This window comes from Phenylobacterium sp., assembly GCF_022402485.1.
In the GTDB taxonomy this organism is placed as follows: Bacteria; Pseudomonadota; Alphaproteobacteria; order Caulobacterales; family Caulobacteraceae; genus Phenylobacterium.
The window spans coordinates 1-24,538 of record NZ_JAKRSA010000028.1 but is presented as its reverse complement, the minus strand read 5'-3'; the positions used below and the strand labels follow the sequence as shown (position 1 = coordinate 24,538).

Below are 24,538 nucleotides of genomic sequence, written 5' to 3'. Positions count from 1 at the left end.
CCATGCCCGATAAACAGCTGTTGCACATCGTCATTGGCGGAGAACTGGAGGAAGTGGAGCATGTTCGTTTCCGCGACCCCTCCAAGATCGATCTGGTCGGTGCCTATCCCACCTATGAAGAGGCCTTGACCGTTTGGCGGTCCAAGGCCCTCGCCACGGTGGACAACGCCCTGATGCGCTACTTCATCATTCACGCCCACAAGCTGCTTGATCCGCACCTGGACGGCGAAAAGCCCGGCGGCTGATCGTCACAGCCCGACAGCTGAGGCGGTTGTCTGAAAACTGTCATCCGCCGACGGCACAATATGGATCTTGAAGGCTTGGCTGCAAGGGCAAGGCGATCTCGCGGGCGCAAGCCGGTGTAGCTTGATCCGGCTCGCCGACGATGAGACTGGCGGCTAGTATCGGCCACCAGGACCGCCTGGCCCGCCTTTCCCTGATGATTCGAGGAGATTGACGATGAAGAAGCTTCTGGGCGTTTGCGCGGCTCTGGCCCTGCTGGGCGGCGCGGGTCAGGCGCAGGCCGCACGGGACTACGTCTGGGCGGCCGGCTCCTCCACCGTCTTCCCGTTCACCACCCGGGTGGCGGAAAACTACAGCCGCAAGTCCGGGATGAAGGCGCCGAAGGTCGAGGCCCTGGGCACCGGCGGCGGCATCAAGCTGTTCTGCAGCGGCGTCGGCGACAACTATCCCGACATCGCCAATGCCTCGCGGCCCATGACCCGCACGGAGTTTGACACCTGCGCGGCCAATGGCGTCGACGACATCGTCGAGCTCAAGGTCGGTTTCGATGGCATTGTCATCGCCGCAGACCGGAACGCCCCCGACTATGATTTCAAGCTGCCGCAGCTCTATCTGGCCCTGGGGGCCAATGTTCTGCGGGGCGGCAAGTTCGTCCCCAACCCCTACACCAACTGGAACGAGATCGGCCCGGGTCTGCCCGACAACCGGATCCTGGTCTATGGCCCGCCGCCGACCTCCGGCACCCGCGACGCCTTTGTGGAACTTGGCATTGAAGCCTCGGCGCTGGCCTACCCGACGGCCCGCGCCCTGAACGAGCGCGACTCCGACGAGTTCAAGCAGATGGTCCATCCCCTGCGCCGGGAAGGCTGGGTCGATTCCGGTGAGAACGACAACGCCATCGTCCAGACCCTGACCAAGACCCCCGGGGCGCTGGGGGTGTTTGGCTATTCCTTCCTTGAGGAAAATGGCGACAAGGTGAAGGCCATGTCGATCGATGGCGTCGCCCCGTCTGTGTCCACCATCGCCCAGGGCAGCTACCCCCTGTCCCGCTCGATCTTCATCTATGTGAAGAAGGCCCATGTGGGCGTTACGCTTGGTCTGCAGGAGTTCGTCAATGAGTTCGTCTCCGACGCCGCCACGGGCCGGGGCGGGTATCTGCAGAGCCGCGGTCTGATTCCGCTGCTGCCCCCCGAGCATGAAGCGATCAAGGCCACCGCCAGCAAAATGACCGTCATGGGTCGGCCCGACTAAGCTGGGTTTCGGCGGGGGTCAGACCCCGCCGACCCCGTGCCCATGGCCCCCCAAGCCGATCTCATCTGGCTGATCGCCGCGATCCTCCTCGGCCCCTTTGTGGGCAGTTTCCTTGGCCTGCTGAGCCTGCGTCTGCCGCAGGACCTGCCAGTGGTCTGGTCCCGCTCAGCCTGCCCGGCCTGCGGGCGGACGCTAGCCCCCCTGGACCTGGTTCCCATCCTGTCCCACCTCTGGCTGCGCGGTCAGTGCAGATCCTGCGGCGCGACAATCCCCCGCCGCTATCTGGCCCTGGAGCTCGCCTGTCCGGCCCTCGCCCTTTGGGCCGGGCTGGTCCACCCGTCCGCCGCAGGCTTTCTCGGTGCCGTGCTTGCCTGGCAACTCCTGCTGCTGGCCCTCCTGGATGCTGAGCACTTCTGGCTGCCCCGACTGCTGACAGTTCCCCTGATCGTCTCAGGCCTGGCGGTCGCCGCAGCCCAAGGGCTTCTGGTGGAGCACGCCCTGGGCGCAGCCCTGGGCTTTGCAGGGTTTTCTCTGCTGGCCCTGGCCTATCGCCGGCTGCGGGGCCACGAGGGTCTGGGGGGCGGCGACGCCTATCTGGTGGCCGGCGGGGGAGCTTGGTGCGGGGCCTTGGCCCTGCCCAGCATTCTTCTGATCGCGGCCGTGTCAGGTCTGACTTTCGTGCTCATCCAGCGGTGGCGTGGAAAGCCCGTCGGCGGCGCACTGCCCCTGCCCTTCGGAGTCTTTCTTGCCGCCGGCATCTGGGTGACCTGGCTCTATGGCCCCCTGGGGCTCAGCTAGATGTTGATGCTCAACAGATGGTCCGCTGTGGGGTGAAGGGCGAGCTCACCGCCCTGGGCCAACGAAAGTGGCGTCCACATCCAGCTGCCCCACATCGCCCTTTAGGAGCGTCAGATGACGGGCGGCGATGGCATGCTCGCTCTGCAGCTTGGCGATCCAGGGCAGGACCTGAGTGCTGGGACCGCTGACCACCGCCTGGACGGCGCCATCCGCCGTAGCCTCGATGCGGATGATCTTCAGCCCGGCCTCTGCGGCCGTATCAGTCACCAGTTGGTCCAAGGGTCCGGCCGAGGGCGGCGAGGGCGCGGCCTCGCCCAAACGGGCAATCTCCGCAACGGCAGCGTCCACCACCGCCTCGTCCCCCAGGGCCCGGGTCAGGTGCGCCGAGGCGTCCTTGGCGGCGGTTCGCAAAGGTGCTGCCACCCCGAACCACAGCAGGAAGCCCAGCAACAGGGCGGCCATGACCCCGAGCATGATCTGCTCGCGGCGGCTGCGTGTCGTCCACCAGTCGACCATTACCGAACTCCCAGAATGATATCGCTGATCACCCGTCCGCCCTCGTCCCGGGAGCCCTCGACCTGAACGCGCAGTCCCTGGGCCTGCAGCGTCTGAACCAAACTCTCCCCGTCGGAATGGGTGGCATGGCTGAGGGCGGCGCGGGCCGTACCGTCGGGCATGACGATCAGGCTTTCGACCTGGACCTGGTCCATCGGTTCCACGGCGGCGAACAGCCGAGCCGCCAGGCCGCTGGCACCGCCCCCAGACGCCAGGCTCAGGGCGTCCAGTCTTGCCTGGGCTTGGGCGGCGGGATCGGTCACCGCTTCGCCCGGCGACAGCAAGGCGGCAACCTTGGCCTCCGCCCTGGCCTCGGCCTGACGGGCCCGGATGTGGTCGGCGGCGCCCGCGGCGGCCCAAAGCGCCAGGGGGCTGAGCATCAGAACTGCGGCCAGCACGGCGGCCCGGCGAAGATCCCGGAGACCCACGGGCACGCGGCGGTGCGGATCAAAGGCCCCCTGCAAGAGGTTCACCGCCGGACGGCTGGCCGTGTCGGCCAAGGCGCGCTCAAGGGCTGGACCGGCTAGGGCCTGGGCCGCCGCCTGGTTGACGATCGTGTCCACAAGATCCGGCTCGCCGGTAAAGGCCAATCGCGCACCTCGCACGGCGGTGAAGGGCCCGAATGCCGCAGTGAAGACCTGTTGCAGACCTTCCTGATCCTCACCCGGTGTCGGTAAGGCCAGACAGTCGGGGATGACCAGATCTGGGGTCACTCCGTGCAGGCTCGCACTGTCGAGCCAGGCCTGCATCCGCGCGGCGCTGAGGACGGCGATCAGGCGCTGGCCATCGGCCTCGACCGGGCCCAGGGCCACATGGGCACCTTCGACACTGGTCAGCTGGTCCTCCAGCAGGGCCAGCGCCGCCCCCCGGGCCTGAGGCTCGGACCCCGCCTTGACCATGGCCCAGCGCACCAGAACCTCAGCGCCCGGGATCACCAGCACATTGTGCATGGGGGTCAGGGCCTCGGCGTTCTGAATGGGCAGAATGCCACGCCCGACCACGGACCCCAGTTCATCCAGGATCAGATAGGTAGGCTCAGCCTCCGGGGCGGGGCCGGCGATGACGATGCGGATTCGGTTCATTCGTCGTAGGTCCATCGGCGGGCGGCCAGGCGGACCTGACCGGAGGGGTCGACCTCGAACAGGCTGCTGGCGACCACCTCAGCGTCGAGATAGGTCACTTCAGTCTGCAGGGTAAAATAGCGGCTTGTGGCCTTGATCTGGCCGGGATCGGCGGGGATGTGCTCCACAAGCTGAGGCAGCGCCCAGAATTCCTCGACGCTCCAGCCCCCGGCGGGCCTCGCCTCGATCACCCGGCGGGCCACGGGCGGGGCGACAGCGCCCTCGGTGAGCATGGTGATCAGCACGCCCTGGTCCGGAGTCAGAGTGTTCACGTTGATCGGTGACAGATCGCTGATCGGCAGGGCGCAGACATGCGGCCGCAGTCGCTCATAGACCGCCGGGGTGAAGCCACGGATGGCGCGGATCTCGCTGACCTCGGCCAGCAGAGTCCCACCGGTGCGATAGGCCGGGGTCCCGGCCAGATAGGCTTCATCCTCGGCCCCGCCGCTTTCCCGCACCCCATCGCTGTCGATCCAGTCGACCAAGGCCGCAGCGAGCATTTCGGTCTCCCGCGGTGCCTGACCCAAGGCCGCCAGGAGGGCGCGGAACTGGGCCACGCCAACCTCCCGCCGGGTCAGCACCTCCCCGGTACCCTGGACCACACTATTGAGATTGAAGCAGGCGGCACCATCGGCGAGCTGGCCCTGGATCAGGCCGTTCTCCACCGGAAAGCTGAATGGACGGTCCGCCCAGCCGCCGTCCCGGGTCAGCCGCTGGCTGGCCTGCGACAGGCGACCGATCTGGCTGGCCGCCAGGGACTCGGCGCCCAGGGCGTACCACCGGGCCTGACCGACAGCCTCGGCATTGGCCGTGCGACGCAGGCCAAAGCGGATGTCATCCAGCACCACAGCCGCCAGGGTCGCCAGCACCGCCACCAGCAACAGCACGGTCAGGAGCGCGACGCCGCGCTCAGACGATCGGGAGAAACGCCGGCTCATGTGCCGCCATCCGGCAGCAGCACCAGTTGGGTAACCTCCCCAAAGGCCTCCAGGTCCATCTCCAGGCGAACAGCCTGCGGCAGGGGACGGTCTGGCGAAGGCGCCCAGGCTGGCGTCCAGGCCCCCCTCGCATAAAAGGCCACGCCCAGGCGGCGTACCCCGCGCAGCATCACCTGCGGCTCGCCCAGCGCCGCCCCGTCCAGGGCCAGGCGCGCCTGTCGCTCCAGGCGATCCTCTACCAGGCGATACTCCACATATTGCAGAGCGGCCCGCGGCGCGGCGTCGGGATTGTCCCAGCCCCTGCGGGTGAAGGCCAGCACTGGACCTGCCGGGCTCTCGCCGCCCATGAGGCTTCGGGTCGGACCGCCGCCGTCGGCGCGGGTCCGCCGATCGGCCACCTGTTCCAGGTCGGTCTTGATCAGGGCCCGGGCGCTTTGCAGGGCAGCGATCTCGTCCATGCGTTCGCGCACCACGGCCCGGTTGTCCGCCGCAAATCCCAGCACCGCGACGCCGGCGGCCGAGAGCAGGCTGAAGACCAGCAGGGCCACCAGCATCTCCACCAGGGTGAAGCCCCTCATGCGCCCCCCCGGAACACGGTGACCTCAGCCAGGGTTTGCGGCCCATCCCACCCCTGCACGCGGATCTCGATGCGCAACAGCCCCTGATCGGCCGGCGAGGTGGTGCGCCGCCAGATCCAGGCCTGGTCGCCAAGCTGTACCTGGCCCTCCGTCTCCCCGAGGGCGGGGGGCTCGGGGGCAATCAGGGCGTCGATGGCCGCGTTCTCCGCCACCATGGCCGCCAAGGTGCGAGCCTCCAGCAGCTGAGCTGTCCGGGTGTTCTCGCCGGCCAAATTCAGCAGGGCCAGCACCACCAGGCTGAACACGGCCAGGGCGACCAGAAGCTCGATGAGGGTGAAACCCTGCTCAATTGGCCGGCGCATCGAGCCGCACCTCGCCGGTGACATCGACGGACACCGTCATCTTCTGAGTCGCCTGCGCCAGGGTCACCCGGGCCGGGTCCGCCGATCCGGTGGGATCAAACCGTACTGCGTCCCGCCCCGGCGAAGCCTCAAGCTCTGCCCGCAGGCCCTCGGGCCAGGCATGGGCCTCAAAGGGGCTCTCCTCCAGCGGGGTCCAGGCCCCCCGCCGCAGAACGCGGAAGTCATAGCCTTCCGCCCCTACGCGCACCTCCACGGCACGGTTGGTCAGCAGGGCTTCCTCCCGCGCCCGGACGAAGCGACCGGCCAGGTTCTCAGCCTCCCGCCGGACCTCGCCGCGGCCATCGGGCACGGTCATCACCACGGCGGTCCCCATCAGGCCCAGGATGACAAGCACCACCATCAGCTCCACCAGGGTGAAGCCGGCCTCAACCCGGTAGGACGCCCTGGGGACGGCCTCAGTTCCAGTTGCCGATATCCGCATCCTCGCCTTCGCCGCCCTGGGCCCCATCTGCGCCGAAGGAATAGACATCGAACCGCCCCCGCTCGCCGGGATAGGCGTACTGATAGGGATTGCCCCACGGGTCCTCGGGCAGGCGTCGGATATAGCCCCCGTCCCGATAGCGGTCGGCCCTGGGGACGCCGGCGGGGACCTGGGTCAAGGCCGCCAGACCCTGGCTGGTGGTAGGATAGGCCAGCATCTCCAGGCGATAGGTGTCCAGGGCCTGTTCCAGGGTGGAAATGTCGGCCTTAGCCTTTTCACGCATGGCGCGGTCCTGGCTCGGCAACACATTGATCATCACCACGGTGGCCAGGAGGCCGAGGATCACCACCACCACCATCAGCTCCACCAGGGTGAAGCCGGCTTCCGAGGCCGGGCGGGCGCGCAGCTTGCGTCGGGTCATGACGGCTCCTTTGAACGCGAGTAACCCTAGCCCAGGGCCAGGGTGTTGATCTGAAGGATGGGCAGCAGGATCGAGAGCACGATCACCGCCACCAGCCCCCCCATGAGAATGATGATGGCCGGCTCCAGCAGGCTCAGCGCCACGGCGGTGAAGGTGGCGAACTCCCGCTCCATGTACTCCGCCGCCCGGCCCAGCATCAGCTCGACCCGGCCGCTGTTTTCCCCGCTGGCGGTCATGTAGACGAGCAAGGGGGGGAAGACCGCCACCTTGCGCATGGCCGAGGACAGGGCACCCCCCTCGCGGATCATCTCGGCCATGTCCAGGGTCGCCTGGCGCAGGACGTGGTTGTGGATGGTGGGGGCGGTGATCTGCAGGCCCTCCAGGATCGGCAGGCCGCTGGCGATCATGGTCGAGAGTGTCCGGGCCAGCCGCGCGGCATGGAGGTCGCGGGTCAGGCGGCCCAGGATCGGCAAGCGCAGCAGCAAGGCGTCGGCCTGCATCCGGATTTGGGGCCGGCGCAAGGCCCGGGCCGCTGCAAACCCCGCCAACAGCAGAACGAGCAGCATGATCAGGCCATGGCTGCGGAGGGCCTCGGAGGTCCCGATCACCAGCCGGGTGAGCAGGGGTAGGGTCTGCCCCATGGACTCGAACTGATCGACCACCTTGGGGACCACAAAGGTCATCAGCGCCAGCACCACCAACAGGGCGGTGACCGCCAGCACGGCGGGATAGACCAGGGCGGCGGTCACCTTGCTCTGGGCCTGTTGGTCCCGCTCAAGGAGGTCTGCCAGACGCTCCAGAATCGAGGGCAAGGCGCCGGACCCCTCGCCGGCGGCGACCATGGCCCGGTACAGGAGCGGAAACGCCCGGCCCTGTCGCGCCATGGCCTCGGACAGGCGATAGCCCTCCAGAACGCCTGCATGCACGCCCATCAGGGCATGGCGTACCGCAGGCTTCTCCGCCTGAACGGCGATGGTGCGCAGAGCCTCTTCCAGGGGGGCGACAGCGACCAGGGTGGCGAGCTGGCGGGTCACCAGGGCCAGGGACCGGGCGTCCAGGCGCCCGCCAAACAGGCCCATGGCCGGGGCCTTGGACTTCGCGATCGACAGGCGCAGAGGCGCCAGATTGCGGCCTTCCAGGGTCTGGCGGGCGGCGGCTTCGTCCGGTGCCGTCACTTGGCCAGAACGGCTCCGGCCGGCCAGGTCGAGGGCGACATAGTCAAAGCTGGCCATGACCGCCACCTTCCTGTCGAGTGACCCGCAGCGCCTCCTCCACGGTGGTCAGGCCCTCCAGAACACAGGTACGGGCTTCCGCCGACAGACTGCCGCCGCCAGTCGCGCGGCCCGCCTCGGCAATGGTCGCCTCATCGGCGTTCTCGCCGATCAGCCGGCGCACATGATCGTCGATCCAAAGGGCCTCATAGATGCCCACCCGCCCCGCATAGCCGGTCTGGCCGCAGGCGGCACAGCCCTGGGCGCGGTAGAGGACCTGACCCTCGTCCACACCGGCCTGCCGGGCGGTGACCGCGTCGGCAGCCTCCGGCCGTCGGCACGACGGGCAGAGCCGGCGCAGCAGCCGCTGGGCCAGGATCAGCCGGACGGTGGACGCCAGCAGGAAGGGTTCTACCCCCATGTCGCGCAACCGTGTCACGGCCCCGGCAGCGTCATTGGTATGCACGGTGGACAGCACCAGATGCCCGGTCAGGCTGGCCTGGACCGCGATCTGGGCGGTCTCCACATCGCGGATCTCGCCGACCATGACCACGTCGGGATCCTGGCGCAGCACCGCCCGCAGACCGGCGGCGAAGGTCATGCCCACCTTGGCATTGACCTGGGTCTGGCCAACGCCGGGCACGGCATACTCTACCGGGTCCTCGATGGTCAGGATGTTGCGGCTGGCGTCGTTGAGCAGGCTGAGGCCGGCATAGAGCGTGGTGGTCTTGCCCGATCCCGTGGGCCCGGTGACCAGGACCACCCCATTGGGCTCGGCCAGGGCCCGCTGAAACGCCGCCAGCACCGCCGGGCGCATGCCCAGCTCCGGCAGGGGAATGCCGGCCTGCTCCTGGTCCAGGATCCGCATCACCACCCGCTCGCCGGCCCGGGACGGCAGGGTAGAGACCCGGACATCCAAGGTCCGACCGCCCAGGGCCAGGGAGATGCGACCGTCCTGGGGCACCCGCCGCTCGGCGATATCCAGCCGACCCATGACCTTGATGCGGCTGACGATCAGGGGGCTCAAACGCGGCGACAGGCTGAGCACCTCCCGCAGGACGCCATCGATCCGCAGGCGAATGATCAGGGCGGTCTCGTAGGATTCGATATGCACGTCCGAGGCACCCCGGCGGATGGCCTCGGCGATAACCCCATTGATCAGACGGATGATCGGCGCGTCGTCCTGGCTGTCCAGCAGGTCAGCCGCAGCCGGGATGTCCTCGGCCAGGCTGTCCAGTCCGCCGGGCATGTCCAGGTCATCGGCCCCGCCCGCCGATAGGCCATCGTCCGCATAGGCCTCCGACAGGCGGCGCTCGAACTCTGCCCGGGGCAGGGTCTTGACGCTCAGGGCTCGGCCCAGGGCCCGACGGGCCTCCACCAGGGCCAGGGGATCGGCCCCGTCCCGCAGGCCCACATGGGCGACCTCATCAAGGCCCAGGAGCACCACGCCATGACGCTTGGCGAAACCATAGGGCAACAGGGGCGGACCGGCGCGCTCCACCTTTAGAGCCCCGGCGCTGGCGCAGTGATCGGGGCGGCCTGCATATAGTCGCGGACCAGGGCGTCGAGGTTGCTGAACCCATCAGCGCTGCGCGCGGCCTCCAGATCGCGGATATAGCCATATCGCGGCGCCGTCAGGGCCTGGGCGTCAGCGGCGCTGTTGATGATGGTCGGCCGGATGAAGACCATCAGATTACGCTGGACGTTCTGGCGGGAGGTGGCCTTGAACAGGTTGCCCAGCCCCGGGATGTCCCCCAGAAAAGGCGTGCGCTCCACCGTGCTGCGCTCATTACGGTCCAGCAGGCCGCCGAGGACGACAATGGCACCGTCGTCCACGGCGACGGTGGTCTCGATCGCCCGCTTGTCCAGGATCAACTCGCCGGACGCCTCGCTCACTGGCCCGGAGATCGAGGAAACCTCCTGGCGCAGATAGAGGGTGATGGCCCCGCCGGCGTTGATCTGCGGCTTCACGTCCAGCTGGATACCCACATTCTGGCGCTGGATGGTGCGGAACGGATTGTTGTTGGAATCTCCCAGCACCTCGCCGGTGGTGATGGGGATTTCCTGGCCCACCAGGATGCTCGCCTCCTGGTTATCCAGGGTCATCACCGAAGGCGTCGAAAGCAGGTTCGACGCGGTGTCGTTTTTCACCGCATTGATGATGAAACCAAACAGGGCGTCACCGCTCTGGCCATAGCCGCCGGTGATCACGCCCCGGGCGCCCAGGACAGACTCAAGGGCGGCCTGACGCAGGGCGGCCAGGGCCGAAGAGTCCTCGGGCAGGTTACGCTCGCCGGCCGCTGCAGCGGCCAGGCCGAGGATGTTGGGGGCGGCGTTGGAATAGTTGGTGGCCGAGAAGGGAATGCTGGAGCCGTTGATCCCGGCCAGGGCGAACTGGACCCCCAGTTGCTGGGCGGCATTATCGGAGAGCTCCACCACCACCGCCTCCACCAGCACCTGCCTGCGGCGGGTGTCCAGCTGCCGGATCACCTCTCCCAGTACCCGCTGGGTGTCAGGGTCGGCGGCGATGACAATGGCATTCGCGCCTGGATAGCGGGCGATATTGGCCCGTCGGCCCATGCCCCCCGCCGTCGCGGTCTGGCCAGGTTGTGCGGCAGCGGCGGCGGCGGCGGTCTCGCCCTCCGGCGCATTGGGGGTCTGACCCACCAGCTGTTGCAGGACAGGTAGAAGTTGTTCGGCGCTGGCGTGTTGCAGGTTGATCACCCGCACATCGCCACTGGCTTCGGCCCGGCCATCCAGGTCGGCGATCAGGTCGAGCATAGGCCGCACAGCCTCGGGCTCGCCACGCAGGATCAGGGAATTGCTGCTTTCAACCACCACCAGGGAGACAATGGCGTTGCGGGCGGCCGGCTCGGCACCGGGGGGATTGAGCACCTGATTGACCACCCCGGCGATCTCCCGGGCGGAGCTTGATTTGAGCGTGATGGTCTCGGTGAGGGTGCGATCCTGGTCCACCTGGGCCAACAGGTTGCGGATCCGGGCCAGGTTATCGGCATAGTCAGCCACCACGAGCAGATTGCCCCGGGGACTGGGCATCACCACGCCCTGTCGCCCGATCAGGGGCTTCAGGGTTTCGGCCGCCGAGACTGCATCGATATTCCGCAACCGGAAGACCTGGGTCGAAAACCCGTAACCCCCGGCGCCGCTGAGGCTGGAGGGCTGAGCCGCCGCCCCGTCCTCAGGGGTGATCCGGTAAACCCCAGAGCCGGCGGGCACCGCCACTAGGCCATTAGCCCGCAGGGTCGACAGCATCACCTCGAACAGCTCGTTGCGCGACAGGGGCTCGCGGCTGCTGATGCTGACCTTACCCTGCACCCGGGGGTCGATGATGAAGGTCTGGCCGGTGGCCTGGGCCACGTCCTGGATGAACACCCGGATATCAGCGTCCTGCAGGTTGAGCACCTGGGACTGGGCGAGGGCCATCGGCGCCGGGACAAGGCCCACGCCCAGACTGAGCACGAGGAACAGAGCGATCAGCTTCTTCACGGGGCAGACATCCGCAGTCGGGTGGTCAGGGTCTGGCCGCCGCGCTCATAGCTGAGGTCGACATGGGTGGCGGCGGCGAGGATCTGGGGCAGTTCGCTGAGGCGCTCGCGGTTAAGCTCGGATCCGTCCAGGGTCAGCAGCACATCGCCGGGCTGTAGCCCCGCCTGGGCGAGCACAGCGGCGCCGGCAGCGCCCCGGGGCGAAACAGTAAAGCCCACAGGCCGTCCCAGCCGCAGGCGAGGGGTCAAGGCCAGGGCGGCCATCAGCTGAGCGCCGGTGAAGGTCGGGGGGGCCTCAGTCGGGGTTTGCGGGGCCGCGGCTTGGGCGGTAGGCGGTGTGACGGCCCCTTGGCCTGCCGGACCAGGGAACCCGATCCGGCGGCGGGCCGCGCCCTGGGCGATCACCACATGGTCCAGGGACACCTCGATCAAGGTGATCCCGTCAGGCCCCTGCTCGCCGATCCGGTAAAGGGTTTGAACGCCACCAGGGGGGCCAAGAATGGCCGTGGCTGCAGCGCCGCCGCTGCGAACACCATAGAGGTGGAGGTCGCCAGCTGGACCCGCGCTAAGGGCGGGGTCGGACTGGGCAAGGCGAAAGAACGGGTCGAAGCGCGTGAGGACTTCGGTTTGAGCCGCAGGCACCGTCGCGGGTGGACCAGGCTGGCTGGCTGGCCCAGTCGCCGGCGCTGCGACAAGCCAGAGCAGCCGCCCCGCCTGCAAGGCGAGCAGCGCCACAAGGGCCATCTCCGCCAGCCCCACCAGGGTGCGAGGGCTTAAGGGGACGCCGCGACGAACGGCGGCTAGATTCACGAGGAAGTCTCCGAAGTCCCAGGGCTCTGCGGGAAAAGCCTCTCAAGGCCAGACCCGCCGGGGTCTTCATGTAAACTTTCCATGACAGATGCATGACAGCGTCGGGATTTGATGACGCTTTCAAGCACCGCCTGAAAGTTCAGGCGGGAGCGACCGTTGGGTCACTCCCGCCTGTGGTTCAGAAGCTGGCCGAAAGGCTGACCGAATAGCTACGGCCCAGCTCGTACTGGTTCAGGATGATCTTATCGCCGCCCTGGGCCTGGAATTCATCGAACTCCTCACCCAACAGATTGCGGGCTTCGAAGCCGAAGGTGAACTCGGGGCCCCAGAGCTCGAACTTCTGCCGGAAGGTGAAATCCAGCTGGACACCGGGCTCCTGCAGGAAGTCCGCAGCGCCAGACCCGCCCCGAGCCGTGGTCCGCTCGCTGGCATAGTTGGCCAGGATCGTGGCCTGGGTGTCGCCGGTCAGGCTCTCAAAGCCGAACTGCAGGTTAGCAATGTGCTCGGATGTGCCCTGCAGGCGGCTGCCGTCGATCACGAAGTTGGCGGCGGGCGCAGGCTGGCCAAGACCGGTCAGCGGGAACACCCGATCCCCAGCGCTCGCCTGCACCTCAGCCTTGGTCCAGGTGTAGTTGGCACCGATCAGCCAGCGCTGATTGTCGACGAAGGCCACCCCCAGCTGCGGCTCGAAGGTCTTCTTGAACTCGGCTTCGAGGCCGTAGAGGATCGCCCGCGGGGCGTTCAGGAAGGTCTGCTGCAGACCGCCGCCCGTCTCGTTGACCACCGACTCGATGGGCTTGTCGATGTCCTTGTAGAAGGCCCCGACAGTGGCGAACTGGCCACGGTCGAAGTAGCGCTCATAGCGCAGGTCGATGTTCAGCAGCTCGCTATCCACCAGATAGGGGTTGCCGATGAAGGTCCGGTCGGATTCCGGATCGAGGTAGAGCTGCGGCGCCTGTTCGCGGAACTGCGGCCGGGCGATCGTTTTGGAGACGCCGAACCGCAGCTGCTGATCGTCAGCAAAATTCCAGGTGACGGTGCCGGCGGGCAGCACATACTCGTTCACCAGCCGCACGGGTGCCGGATCGTTGGCCGAGAACAGGTCCAGAGCCTGGACCGACTGCTCACCATCCTCGTAACGCAGGCCGAGGCTGGCGCGGACCGCGGGCAGGATCTCGCCTTCGCCTTGGATGTAGAAGGCGTTGGTGGTCAGACCAGCCACATAGGCCGCAGCGCCTTCCGAACCGGTCACTTCCCGCAGGAAGAGGCCATCGGTGCGGATGTTGAAATTCGAATAGAGGTAATCAACCCGCTGCAGCTGGAAGGCCAGCGACGGGGTCTGGTCCATGGTGAAGCGGAACACCCGGTTGTCGGAGGTGCGCTCGTTCTCATAGAACGCGTAGCCGGCCGAGACCGTCAGATCGACGATGAGCGGATTATCCCAGCGATAGCGAACATCGACACCGGCCCCGTAGGTGGTGTCTTCCAGGTTGCTGAACCGCAGGAAATTCGCGTCAGACTGGGGGTTATGATAAAAGCGGTTGTCGGGCAGACGCCGGTAGCGGATCTGAGTCTCGTAGGGCGCATCCCGGGTGGTGTTGGCGTAGGAGCCGCGCCAGTCGATTTCCAGATCCCCAAACTCATGGGCCCCAGTCAGCTGGGTGTTGAACAGCTCGCGCTCATACCAGGCGGTATAGTCGTCCCGGATGAAGTTGCTCGACAGGGTGCTCTCACCCTCCACCGAGCGGGCTTCCTTGGTGACGTTGCGGACATAGAAGTTCGTCCACTGGAACTTGTGGGCGTCCAGGTCGAGGGCGACGCTGGCCAGGCCGTGCCATTCCACATCCATCTCAGTGGTGTTGGAGACCAGGTTCTCGGTCAGGGCCAGGCCCCCGAGGCTGACCACGCCAGCCTGCTGGATCGCACGCTTGGTGTCCCAGCCGCGGTCATATCCGCCGACCACCACGACGCCCAGCGAGCCCCAGTCCTGATTCCAGCGGGTTCCCGCCGACAGGCCGCCGCTGCCATTGATCGGAATGTCGTCTGTAGACTGCAGCAGCCTGATGTTGGCGTTCTGGAAGCTGCGGCCCATTTGAACGAGCGTGTTGGCGTCAAAGTTCGCCTGATCGATCCGCTTGCCGGTGGCGATGGCCTGGCTGATCAACCCGGGCAGTTCACGGGTGTTGTCATCAAAACCGGTCAGGTCGTAGTCGCCGCCGTAATAGGTCAGGCCCTGCTTCAGCGAAGTCTCGTCATTGACCCCAAGGCCAAAGCTCATGGAGACGAAGGGCGCATCCGGCACGCCGATGGTGCGCAGATCGATGACGCCGCCGCCGAACTCGCCAGGATAGTTCACCGAGTAGGACTTCTGAACGTTGACGCTCGACAGGATGCCGCTCGGGAACAGATCCAGAGGCACAACCCGCTGCAGGGGCTCAGGGCTCGGCAGGGGCGATCCGTTGAGCAGGGCCGAGGAGTAACGCTCACCCAGGCCGCGCACATAGACAAAACGACCGCTGACGACACTGAGGCCGGTCAGGCGCGTGAGCGCCTCGGCAGCCGTTCCGTCGCCCTGGCGCACCAGGTCCTCGGCCGTGACGATGGAGGCCACCTCGGCGGTCTCGCGCATCACCTCGGGGATGTAGCGACCGCGGACGACCAGTTCCTGAACTTCCGGCCCGTCAGCGGCCTGGGCGAAAACCACCGCCGGCGCCATCAGCGCGGTGGTGCAGAGAAGAAGGCCCGAAAGCGGGCGGAGCAGGGTGTTCATTGAGGTTCGCCTCGGATTGTCGACGGACGCGGAGAAATCGGGGCGGCCCTGTTCAGGACCGCCCCGCCTTGGCTCAGATCAGCAGCTGCTGCCGCTGGCCAGACCGCAGGTCCAGCCCTGCCACCAGGTGTCGTTCGCATCGCGGACGGCACCGATATAGTTGGTGGTGTCGAAGAAGGCGTAGACCGCCTTCGGGTCGGCCGCCGCGCGAGCGGCTTCGTTCGGACCATTGATGAACCGGCTCACCAGGCTCGAGGTGAAGGCCGAGTTGTTGTTGGTACCGGCGTTGAACAGGGTGGCGGTGGCCGCCCCATCCACGTCGCTGTCGTTGCGGAAGGCGGTGGCGCAGGAGAAGACCACCGAGTCCCAACGGGGGGCCGCAGCCACGGTGGAAGCGGTGTCAATGTCGAGACAGGCGACGGAGGGGTTGGTCGAAACGTGGATGCCGTTGATGAAGCGGCCGCCGGTGCCGGTGTTCAGGATCTGCACATCCCCCGCGCCGGTCCGGGTGGAGCCGATGACAGTGTAGTTGGCGATCTTCGGCTGGGAGTTCAGCGAAGCCTGCACGCCGACCGAGCTCATTTCAAAGACGCGGTCGCCGCCATTGGGACGCTGGATGACGATCAGGTACTGGATACCGCCGCGATAGCCTTCATCGGTGTCGACGCTGTCGTCGTCGGCCCCGGTGACAACCACGCGCTTCATGTTGGCGGTGCCGCCGAAGAACTCGATGCCGTCGTCGGAACCGTTGTGAACCTGGATGAACTCCAGGGTGGTGCCTGCGCCAACGCCGTTGAAGGTGATACCGTTCAGCTCACGGTTCGGCTGCAGCTCAAAGCCGGCGTAGCGGACCTGGACGTACCGCAAACGGCCGGAATTGTCGTTCGGGCTGTTGCCACCATAGAGGGCCACGCCGCCTTCAAAGGTGGCCACGCAGTTGACGTTCGGCGGGGTGGTGCCGGCCGGGCAGGATGCGATGGGCGCGCGGCCGGAGATCACGAGACCGCCCCACTGACCGATGGAGTCAGCACCGGTGGTGCCTTCGATGTTCTGGCGGCTGGTGAAGATGATCGGCTGGGTCGAAGTGCCCTCAGCGAAGATCTGCGAGCCGCGCTGCACGTTGATGTAGTCCAGGCCGGCCGAACCGAAGATCCGGACGCCGGGCTCGATGGTCAGGACGCCCGCCTGGGCACCGGCAATGGGCGCGTTCGGGTCAGCGCCGCGGTCGTCGCCCACATCGGTGCGGCCGCTGATGGAATAGATGGTTCCGGCGCGGGCCGGAACGACCACATTGCCGACGATCTTGGAGGGCAGCTGGCAGTTACGCAGGGTGCCGTTCAGGATGATGCCCACATTGGTGAAGCCTGCGGGGCAATCCGCCGCGGCCGTGCCCGTGGTGGGGGTGGTCGGCGTGGTCGGGGCCGTCGGCGCGGTCGGGGCGGTCGGCGGGAACGCGCCGACGCCCGGCGAGGCCACATTGTCAGCGCCGCCGCCGCAGGCGGCCAGGGCCATGGCGCTGATCGAGGTGATCAGCAGGTTTCTGAGGGTGGTGGTGCCGGTCATCATGCTCTCCGCCGTCGCGTTGAATTGCGCAGCCGCCGGCTATCCTCAGAACTCACCGTGAGGTCTGAACGCCCGCTTGCCCGACCGTCCTTCTAGGTAGGCTAAGTGACAGGTCGGGAACGCATTCATGACACTTTCATGTAAGTGAGGCGGCGCGACCTTTGGGTCACGCTGAGGGTCAAAATTATGTAATCGTTGGAATAATGTCTGAAATCGAGCGGTGTTCGCTGAGCCGTCAGGCCTGCCCCCAGGGTGAAATTTTGTGGGGGAGTCGCAGATTCATATAGCCCCCCCTACGGCGACTTCGGGGCGCTTAGGCTTCAATCCTCGTTGGGAATGTTCAGCAGGACGCCGCAGGCCTTGCAGTGGACGGCGTCAGGCTCATGCCGGATCAGACCGCACACATGGCAGGCGAAACGGACCTTGTAGGGTCGAAAGAGCGCCTGCGCGAACCGAACGAACAGGGTGATACCGGCGATCATGATCACGATGGACACCAGCCGTCCGGTGATCCCCGGCAGGATGATGTCGCCATAGCCGGTCGTGGTCAGGGACGTCACAGTGAAATAGAGGGCATCGACATAGCCGCTGACACCGCCCTCCTCGCCCACGAACAGGGTGTAGACAAAGCCGGTGGCCACAAACAGGAAGGTCACCAGGGTGGCCGCCGCCCGGGTCACATCCTCCCAGCGGGTGTCGTCGAAGCGATGTCCCACCGTCTCCCAGAAGAAGTCGCTGTGGAACAGGGTCCAGATGCGCAGCACGCGCAGGAAGGCCAGGTTGATCAGGATGTGGGGGAATAGCAGGGTCAGAAGAACGAACAGATCGACCATCACGATCGGTCGGGTGATCCAGGACTTCAGACTGCGCCACGCAAGGGCCCTGGCCGTCATATCCGCAGCAAGAATAGCCGCCACCGCCAGATCCAGAGGCAGAAACGCCGAGGTGTCTCTGAGAAACGGGGCGGCGATGAAAAACCCGATCAGCACCAGATCGACGCCGATCACGCCCAGCCGGAAACGCACCGCCCCGGGACTGTCCCCATGATAGAGCGCGCGCAACTGCGCACGCAGGCGCCAGAAGGCTCTCTGGCGAGGCGAGGGCTTATGGGGCTCAGAGGTCAAGACGCCGTCGCGCCCAGGTCGTGGATGGTCATTATCCCCGCTCCGCCCCAGTCGTCATCGCGCAGGCACCCCAGGCAAAGGCCGCGATCGCTCACCTTTCATCCTTAGCCGACCTGGCAGGGCGAGGTGAACCCAAAACCTGGTGACGCCCATCTGAGATGTGTCTTTGGAGTGCCTAGACGCGAGTGGCCCTGGCCCCGGCGCAGGGTTCTAGAACGGGAAGAATTTCGGGATGACCCAGACAGCCACGAGCGCCGAAAGGACGTTGAGCGGCAAGCCCACCCGTATGAAGTCCATATAGGCGTAGCCCCCCACCTGATGGACGATGGCGTTGGTCTGATATCCCACGGGCGTGGCGAAGGAGGCGCTGGCGGCCATCATCACGGCGACCACGAAGGGGCGGGAATCGATCCCCAGATTTTCCGCCAGCCCGATGGCCAGTGGTGTGATCAGCACCGCCACAGCGGCGTTGGACATGATCTCGGTAAGGATCGAGGTCGCCACATAGATGATCGCCAGGGCGGCGATTGGCCCCAGTGGCTGGGTCCAGGCCGCCACCGCATTGGTGGCCTGGAATGCGAGACCGGTCTTCCCGAGGGCCTCCCCCACCACCAGCATGCCGCCGATCATCAACAGAACCTGCGGCCGCAGACCCGAATAGGCCTCCTCCGGCTTCATCACCTGGAACGCCAGCAGCGCCACCGCCCCAACAAAGGCCACCACCGCGATGGGCAACCCCCCTGCCGCCGCGCCCAGGACGAAGGCGAACACCGTCACGCTGACCAGCGCCGGGACGAGCCGCAGGGGCGGCGGGGCTTCAGGCAGGGTCCCGGTGCCCCCCGTATCTGGTCCCTCATCGGTCGGCAGCAGGCGCGGGGCGACCAGGGCGAGATAGACCGCACCAACCGCAGCGATCGACAGCCCCACCCCGCTGATCTCGAACAGGGTGAACGGCGCCAGATGCTGACGCTGAGCCATGTCGTCCACCAGCAGATTGGTGGAGGTGCCGATCAGGGTGCACGCGCCCCCCATGATCGAGGCATAGGACAGGGGGATCAGCAGGCGTTTGGGTGAGATACCCAGGCGGCGGGCAGAATCCTGCATGATTGGCGCGGCCAGGATCACAAGGGGCGTGTTGTTGAGGAAGGCCGAGAGGCCGCCGCACAGGGCGATGATCACAGGTGCCGACGCCGCCCCGATCCTGTCGGTCATGCGGGCCGCAGCACGGATGATCACCCCCATGCCGCCCGTCACAGCCAAGGCCTGGGCGATTATGAACAGGGAGGCCAGCGCCACCAGGGCTGGGCTGGCCAACCCGCGCCCCAGGTCCTGGAGCGACACCACCCCAAGGCCGAGCAGGGTCGCCGCGGCCACCATGGCGGCGACATCGGCCCTCACCTTGTCGCTCAAAAGGGCGAGAACGACCGCGGCCAGGACGGCCAAGGTGGCAAGTTGCTCAAAACTCAAGATGGACCTTTCCCGGACGGGCGGGGCCGTCGCAGCACCAACCGACGGCACCGCTGACGAAGGGCAAGCCTAGAGGTGCCCCGCCCTCGGGGGAAGTCCGACTTACTTCGGTTTTACCGCCGCCTGGACCTCAATCTCCACCATCATGCCTGGGGCCACCAAGCCGGTGATCTGCGAGGTGATGCGGGCTGGGCGGTTGGGCTGTTCGGCGTTGGCAAAGAACTGGCGATAGCCTTCCATCATGCCGGCAAAGTCCATCTGGCCCCCAAGAGCCGGGTCGCCCACCAGCAGGACCCGCATCATCACCACGTCCCCCAGGCTGGCACCTTGTGATTCCAGGATCGCCTTGATGCGTTCGATGACGCCGATGGTCTGGGTCTTGGTGTCGCCGAACTCACGCGGGGTCCCGGCTGGCGCATCGGGATTGATCACCGGGGGGACGATGCCGCTGACATAGATCATGTCATAGCCGGCAGGCACCACCACGGCGCTGGAAATGGGCGAGGTTTCGGGGCCTACGCGCTTGATCTCCGCAGCGGCGGGGGTGGCGGCAAGCGCCGCCAAAAGGGTGGCCAGGGCAAGACGGCGCATGGGCGTTTCCTTAGTCTTGTGAAGGTTTTCAGAGGTAGGTGTGGCGAAGACAAAAGCGCGATCCAAACCTAGATGCATGATCTAGGACGCTGCGGCGCGGGTCGATGCAAGGGCGGCGGCCTGGACCTGGGCGGCGAGGGTCTTGATCGTCCGGTGCGCCGACAGAACGGCCCCTTCCTGCCAGCCAGGCATCTGGCTGAGATGACCGCCGGTGAAATGGAAGGGCCCGTCGGGCTGGTTGAGCAGGCGATAGGCGGGCATATCCATGTGCCCCTCCTGGCCCGCCTGTCCCCCCCAGTTGGGCCAGGGCCCAAGACTGAACGGGATCTTGCTCCAGTTGACCACCACCGGCTTGGTCAGGTCGGCCTCATGACCAGGGTGAACCCGGCCCACCGCAGCCCGGGCTTCGGCGATCTGAGCCTCCAGCGGTAAGGCCGCAAAGCCCTCGGCCCTCGGCCCGGCCCCGTAGCAGGCCAACAGCATACCCCGCTCGGTATGGAGCCCATTGCTCGGATACCAGATCAGCGAGGTGTCGCCACCGACCCAGGAAATCCCCCCGTAGATCTGTGACTTTTCCCAGAAACGCGGGGATTCGAAGCCAATCTTGTTGGAAAACGCATTGGGAACGCTGGCCACGGCGGTTTTCACCGCCGGCGAGAAGTCGTTCTCGATCCCCGCCAAAATGGCCAGGGGAATGGTGATGATCGCGTAGTCGGCGCTCACCGTGCGGCGGACACCCCCCTGTTCAAAGGCCACCTGTACCCCAGCCCCGGATCGGGCGATGGCGCTGACTCGGGCGTTGCGGATCACCGGGCTGGTGATGGCCCGTTCAAAGCCCGCCACGATCTGATCCATGCCCCCCGCAGGCTGGAACATGGTCGCCTGCATATTGATGTTGTCTTCAAACACCGTGGCGCGGATCTGCGGATTGGCCAGCAGATCGCGCAAGGGCACAGGCGGGCGGCGCTGGCTGAACTGGTCGGCGGCACCAGGTGCCTGAAGGAAGCCCGAGCGCTCGGTGCCCTGGAAACTCATGTCCTCTGACAGGTCGCCGTAGGCCCGTAGAAAGGGCAGCAGCTTTTCCTTGTCCTCCAGGGTCAGCTCCCCATCCAGGGCCCCCTTGTTGATGGCCTTGGCCAGCAGCTCCGAGACATGGCCCCGGGTGTCGTTGATCCCCTGGCGCATCTGGATCGGCTTACCCCCGTGCGCGCCCTCCCCCCAGATCAGCGCGCTGCGGCTGACATTGATCTCCACTTCGAGGGGTACGCCGAGCCGGCGGCAATAGCCGAGCAGGCCCTCGTGATGGCTGGGAATACGGGCGGGACCGGCATTGAGATAGACGTCCTTCTCAAAGGCCACCGTCTGGTCAGCCTCGCCCACCATCTCCACCTTGTCGCCGCCACGCAGGGTCCAGTTGCGGCCGCCCAGGCGACTGCGCCCCTCCAGAACCGTGACCTCAAAGCCGGCCCGCTCCAGTTCGTAGGCCGACACCAGGCCTGCGATCCCGGCGCCTAGGATCACCACCTTGCGACCCTGGCCCAGTTGCGGGGACAGGGTCGGCGGAGTGGCGGCGGCCGCCGCGTTCAAGCCAAGGGCCGTCATGGCACCATAGGCCGCACCCAACCCGCCAACCGCCCCCAGGTGATGCAGAAAGAGCCTGCGACTGACACCCATGGTCATGCCCCCCAAGACACCGTACCTGTCTTAGAGCGACCGGGTTTGCGGACCTGGCAAGGTAAGGAGCCTTGTGTGGCCACAGTCCACCCCAAGCGCGCGGATTGCAGGCGTCCTGCCTCAACCCCCGCCCGGATTTTCCGCAGCTTGCCCTAGGGTGCTGCACCCTCTGGTCGGTGCCCTTTGGCAGCGACCGTGATGCCTATGGCCCGCCCGGCAGGGGCGGCCTGGTGCGACTGCCGCTCTGAGACGCTAGCGCCTCAGTTTGAGGACTGGATCGCGTGGCGTTCCCGGACCTTGCGCAGGCCATCCAGGACAGGCTCAGCCACGGCGTCTGTCCCTGGCGGCAGGTTCCGCAAAAGGCGAAGGGCCTGGATATGCACCCGAACGCCATCCCGGTCCCAACGCCCGGTGGTTCCGAGCCGATCCAGCAGGTCACAAAGGCTGTGCGCCGCATTTTCCAGGGCGTCCAGACCACACAGGCTGGGCAGACCGATCAGGTTCACAGCCACCCCGTAATGCTCTGCGACGAGGTCACGATCGAAGGTGTCACCATAACGTGCGAACAGGGCATCCATTTGCGCCAGACCGGCATCAAGCTGTGCGCTACCGGCTTCCTGCAACCCCTCAAGATTGGCGGTGGCCTGCTCGACAGCCTGGGCGACGGTGGTTCCCCCAGGTTTTCGCAACATGGTGGCCAGGGCGTACTTCGGACGATGGATGCGTACCGCGCTCACAGGGTCACCTTTCGGGAGGAGAACAGATTGTCGACCTGATCCTGGCTCAGGTTCGGTTCTTGGGCATCGCCAACTTCCGGAGGAAGGTCGTCACGCCGACGGGGCACCCCATTGGGCGGGCCTTCGTTCTTGTGGCGCCGCTCTGGGCCGACATAGACATCACACTCGATGAAGGGCCGACTTTCCCGGGCAATCCAGAGAATGCGTTCCAGCATGACCACCGGGGTCAGGGGCTTCTTGACAATGTAATGGGCACCGCAGTCGCGGGCATTCTGCACCATCGTCACAGGGGTATGAGCGGCGGTGACCACCACCGGCGCAAAGCAGTTGGGCTCTCCGCCCTCCCGACGCAGCCAGGATACAAACTCATAGCCTTCGCCAGATGGTGTGAGCGCGTCGGCGATCACCAGGTCGATGGTATTGCGCTTAACCGTGTCGCGCGCTTCGTCCACCGTCTGGCAACGGTGAAGCGCCTTTGCGCCCAGTCCGGTGACAATCTGAACAAGAATGTCCATGCCCATGCCGTTGGTCTCCAGCATGAGAATGGAGGCCTTCTCCAGATTGAAGCGGCCCTTGGATGTGGGTTCGAGGGCCATACGGCGCTCCAGTGGGAAACCCGTCGGCAACGAACGTGGCCGCAAGGCAGGGCCAACACTGCCCTGGCCTTAGACAAACACATCTAGCCCTTAAAAAAGACTTTCGCCGCGCTCCAACGCCATCGCCGGGCGATCCCTCGCATGCCGCATGTCTAGGCGCGATAGAATGTCGCACTTGGATAATTTCCCTGAATTACAAGCCTTTGTCGTCGTCGAACAGACACTCGGGCCGCAGGGAGTAACTCTTTCTTCAACGCTAAACCCTGATGTCGAAGCAGAGTTAATGGGACGGGCTCAAGGTTAACACCCTGAGCGCATCTCTCTGAAGCCAACGCATTGGGCGGCGACCGCTTGCGGCGCAAATGAAGACTGGGATGGCTGACGTGTCGTTGAACGACTGGAAAATTTCTCGAAAGCTGGCGGCGGGCTTCACCTTGATGGTGCTGGTGATCGTCGCCACGGGTGGGATCACGTTTTACAACATGGGCCAGCTGACGAAGGCGCGGAGTGATTACTCCGAAGCCCAGGACGCCTTGGCGTCGATTGCCCAGGCCAACTTTCTCTTGTCGCGCCAGGAGAACAGCTTCCGCGGCTACCTGATCACCCTTGATCCCTATTATCTTGAGCGGGCGGCCGCTCATCGGGCGAACTTTGGCAAGGCGATCGGTACGCTTCGTACCCAGCTGGGCGACAACACCGAGCAGGTGGCGCTGGTCGATGCCGCCGAGGCCGCGGCCAATGACTGGTTCGTACAGATTGTCGACGGCGGCGCCGCCCTGGCCAGCAACCCCATGACCTATCAGGACGCCACCGACCTCATCGGGTCGGGCGGCATAGCTGACGGCCTGATGGCCAAGGTTGAAGAGCCCCTGGAAGGCGTCTTCACCTATGAAACCAAAGAGACCGAGGACCTGAAGGCGCGGCTGGCCGCGATCAACCAGCAGACCACCCTGCTGATTGCCGGCGCCCTGCTGCTGGCCACCCTCGCCGCCATCGCCATCGGCTGGCTGCTGGCCCGGATGATCGGTGCGCCGATCAGCGCCATGACCACCGCCATGCGCCGCCTGGCGGAGGGCGACGCCTCCGTCGAGGTGCCCGCCCGCGGCCGCAAGGATGAAGTCGGCGAGATGGCCGATGCCGTTCAGGTGTTCAAAGAAGCCGCCATTGAGAAGACCCGGCTGGAAAGCCAGACCGACGAGCAGCGCCGCGTGACCGAAGCCGAGCGCGCCCGTAACGAGGCCGAGCGCGCCGCCATCGCCCAGGAGCAGGCCAAGGTTGTCGCCGGCCTCGCGTCTGGCCTCGATCACCTGGCCCGCGGCGACCTGACCTTCCGCATCACCGAGCCCTTCCCGGGCGACTACGTAAAGCTGCGCGACGACTTCAATGCGGCGATCAACCAGCTGCAGGAGGCCATGACGGTGGTGGCCACCAACGTTCGGGCCATGCGCTCAGGTGCCGGTGAGATCAGCCAGGCCGCCGATGATCTGTCGCGGCGCACCGAACAGCAGGCCGCCAGCCTGGAAGAAACCGCTGCGGCCCTGGACGAAATCACCGCCACGGTCCGCAAGTCCGCCGAGGGTGCCAAGCAGGCCTCTGCTGTGGTCGCCACCTCCCGTGGGGACGCCGAGAAGACCGGCCATGTGGTGGGCGACGCGGTCCAGGCCATGAGCCAGATCGAGAAGTCTTCAGAGCAGATCACCCAGATCATCGGCGTGATCGACGAGATCGCCTTCCAGACCAA

General features: G+C 66.2%; 23 protein-coding genes. 4 read left to right on the top strand and 19 right to left on the bottom strand.

What is annotated here, in order from left to right; all coding sequences use genetic code 11:
- Positions 1-2: 2 nt before the first annotated feature.
- The 3 genes from MH112_RS11540 (at position 3) to MH112_RS11530 (ending at position 2,292) form a co-directional block, all read left to right on the top strand.
- A complete protein-coding gene (locus MH112_RS11540; protein WP_296567901.1) occupies positions 3-245 on the top strand; it encodes a DUF4170 domain-containing protein in 243 nt (80 codons plus the stop codon).
- A 214-nt stretch (positions 246-459) separates the two neighbouring features.
- The gene (locus MH112_RS11535) at positions 460-1,494 is read left to right on the top strand and encodes a substrate-binding domain-containing protein (protein WP_296567899.1); all 1,035 of its coding nucleotides are present in this window, start codon (positions 460-462) and stop codon (positions 1,492-1,494) included.
- A gap of 42 nt (positions 1,495-1,536) precedes the next feature.
- The gene (locus tag MH112_RS11530) at positions 1,537-2,292 is read left to right on the top strand and encodes an A24 family peptidase (RefSeq protein ID WP_296567897.1); all 756 of its coding nucleotides are present in this window, start codon (positions 1,537-1,539) and stop codon (positions 2,290-2,292) included.
- A gap of 45 nt (positions 2,293-2,337) precedes the next feature.
- Here MH112_RS11530 and gspM read toward each other — a convergent pair whose 3' ends face one another.
- The 19 genes from gspM to MH112_RS11435 all read right to left on the bottom strand — a co-directional run bounded on the left by gspM (position 2,338) and on the right by MH112_RS11435 (position 22,797).
- Positions 2,338-2,808: a type II secretion system protein GspM gene (gene gspM / locus MH112_RS11525; RefSeq protein WP_296567895.1), complete on the bottom strand. Its 471-nt coding sequence runs from the start codon at positions 2,806-2,808 to the stop codon at positions 2,338-2,340.
- Positions 2,808-3,929, bottom strand: coding sequence for a type II secretion system protein GspL (gene gspL / locus MH112_RS11520; protein WP_296567894.1), 1,122 nt, complete (start codon positions 3,927-3,929; stop codon positions 2,808-2,810). The genes gspM and gspL overlap by 1 nt, the downstream gene beginning before the upstream one ends.
- Positions 3,926-4,906 carry a type II secretion system minor pseudopilin GspK gene (gspK, locus tag MH112_RS11515; protein ID WP_296567893.1) on the bottom strand — a complete coding sequence of 327 codons (981 nt, stop codon included), beginning with the start codon at positions 4,904-4,906 and terminating at the stop codon, positions 3,926-3,928. The genes gspL and gspK overlap by 4 nt, the downstream gene beginning before the upstream one ends.
- Entirely contained in the window at positions 4,903-5,484 is a 582-nt protein-coding gene (gene gspJ, locus MH112_RS11510) for a type II secretion system minor pseudopilin GspJ (RefSeq protein ID WP_296567892.1), read from the bottom strand. The genes gspK and gspJ overlap by 4 nt, the downstream gene beginning before the upstream one ends.
- The gene (gspI, locus tag MH112_RS11505; RefSeq protein ID WP_296567890.1) at positions 5,481-5,846 is read right to left on the bottom strand and encodes a type II secretion system minor pseudopilin GspI; all 366 of its coding nucleotides are present in this window, start codon (positions 5,844-5,846) and stop codon (positions 5,481-5,483) included. Before gspI ends, gspJ begins: the two co-directional genes overlap by 4 nt.
- Positions 5,830-6,327, bottom strand: coding sequence for a GspH/FimT family pseudopilin (locus MH112_RS11500; protein WP_296567889.1), 498 nt, complete (start codon positions 6,325-6,327; stop codon positions 5,830-5,832). The genes gspI and MH112_RS11500 overlap by 17 nt, the downstream gene beginning before the upstream one ends.
- Positions 6,302-6,748, bottom strand: a complete 447-nt coding sequence (gspG, locus tag MH112_RS11495; RefSeq protein WP_296567888.1) for a type II secretion system major pseudopilin GspG — start codon at positions 6,746-6,748, stop codon at positions 6,302-6,304. Before gspG ends, MH112_RS11500 begins: the two co-directional genes overlap by 26 nt.
- Before the next feature lie 26 nt (positions 6,749-6,774).
- Positions 6,775-7,980 carry a type II secretion system inner membrane protein GspF gene (gene gspF / locus MH112_RS11490; protein WP_296567886.1) on the bottom strand — a complete coding sequence of 402 codons (1,206 nt, stop codon included), beginning with the start codon at positions 7,978-7,980 and terminating at the stop codon, positions 6,775-6,777.
- On the bottom strand, positions 7,967-9,460 hold the full coding sequence (gene gspE, locus MH112_RS11485) for a type II secretion system ATPase GspE (RefSeq protein WP_296567883.1): 1,494 nt from the start codon (positions 9,458-9,460) through the stop codon (positions 7,967-7,969). Before gspE ends, gspF begins: the two co-directional genes overlap by 14 nt.
- A gap of 2 nt (positions 9,461-9,462) precedes the next feature.
- Positions 9,463-11,466, bottom strand: a complete 2,004-nt coding sequence (gene gspD, locus MH112_RS11480) for a type II secretion system secretin GspD (RefSeq protein WP_296567881.1) — start codon at positions 11,464-11,466, stop codon at positions 9,463-9,465.
- Entirely contained in the window at positions 11,463-12,275 is an 813-nt protein-coding gene (locus MH112_RS11475; protein ID WP_296567879.1) for a type II secretion system protein N, read from the bottom strand. The genes gspD and MH112_RS11475 overlap by 4 nt, the downstream gene beginning before the upstream one ends.
- Positions 12,276-12,453: 178 nt before the next feature.
- Positions 12,454-15,045, bottom strand: coding sequence for a TonB-dependent receptor (locus MH112_RS11470; protein ID WP_296567877.1), 2,592 nt, complete (start codon positions 15,043-15,045; stop codon positions 12,454-12,456).
- Between the two features lie 78 nt (positions 15,046-15,123).
- A complete protein-coding gene (locus MH112_RS11465; protein WP_296567876.1) occupies positions 15,124-16,611 on the bottom strand; it encodes a hypothetical protein in 1,488 nt (495 codons plus the stop codon).
- A gap of 317 nt (positions 16,612-16,928) precedes the next feature.
- The gene (locus MH112_RS11460) at positions 16,929-17,732 is read right to left on the bottom strand and encodes an ion channel (protein WP_296567874.1); all 804 of its coding nucleotides are present in this window, start codon (positions 17,730-17,732) and stop codon (positions 16,929-16,931) included.
- Positions 17,733-17,942: 210 nt separating this feature from the next.
- Positions 17,943-19,199: an SLC13 family permease gene (locus MH112_RS11455; protein ID WP_296567871.1), complete on the bottom strand. Its 1,257-nt coding sequence runs from the start codon at positions 19,197-19,199 to the stop codon at positions 17,943-17,945.
- Between the two features lie 102 nt (positions 19,200-19,301).
- Positions 19,302-19,790, bottom strand: coding sequence for a RidA family protein (locus MH112_RS11450; RefSeq protein WP_296567869.1), 489 nt, complete (start codon positions 19,788-19,790; stop codon positions 19,302-19,304).
- An 81-nt stretch (positions 19,791-19,871) separates the two neighbouring features.
- Positions 19,872-21,470, bottom strand: a complete 1,599-nt coding sequence (locus tag MH112_RS11445; RefSeq protein WP_296567867.1) for an FAD-dependent oxidoreductase — start codon at positions 21,468-21,470, stop codon at positions 19,872-19,874.
- A gap of 254 nt (positions 21,471-21,724) precedes the next feature.
- The gene (locus MH112_RS11440; RefSeq protein WP_296567865.1) at positions 21,725-22,201 is read right to left on the bottom strand and encodes a hypothetical protein; all 477 of its coding nucleotides are present in this window, start codon (positions 22,199-22,201) and stop codon (positions 21,725-21,727) included.
- Positions 22,198-22,797: a response regulator gene (locus MH112_RS11435; RefSeq protein ID WP_296567863.1), complete on the bottom strand. Its 600-nt coding sequence runs from the start codon at positions 22,795-22,797 to the stop codon at positions 22,198-22,200. Before MH112_RS11435 ends, MH112_RS11440 begins: the two co-directional genes overlap by 4 nt.
- Positions 22,798-23,171: 374 nt before the next feature.
- On the opposite strand from MH112_RS11435, the gene MH112_RS11430 reads away from it, so the two are divergent.
- Positions 23,172-24,538: methyl-accepting chemotaxis protein (locus tag MH112_RS11430; protein WP_296567862.1), on the top strand; the 1,367-nt coding region annotated here is incomplete at its 3' end.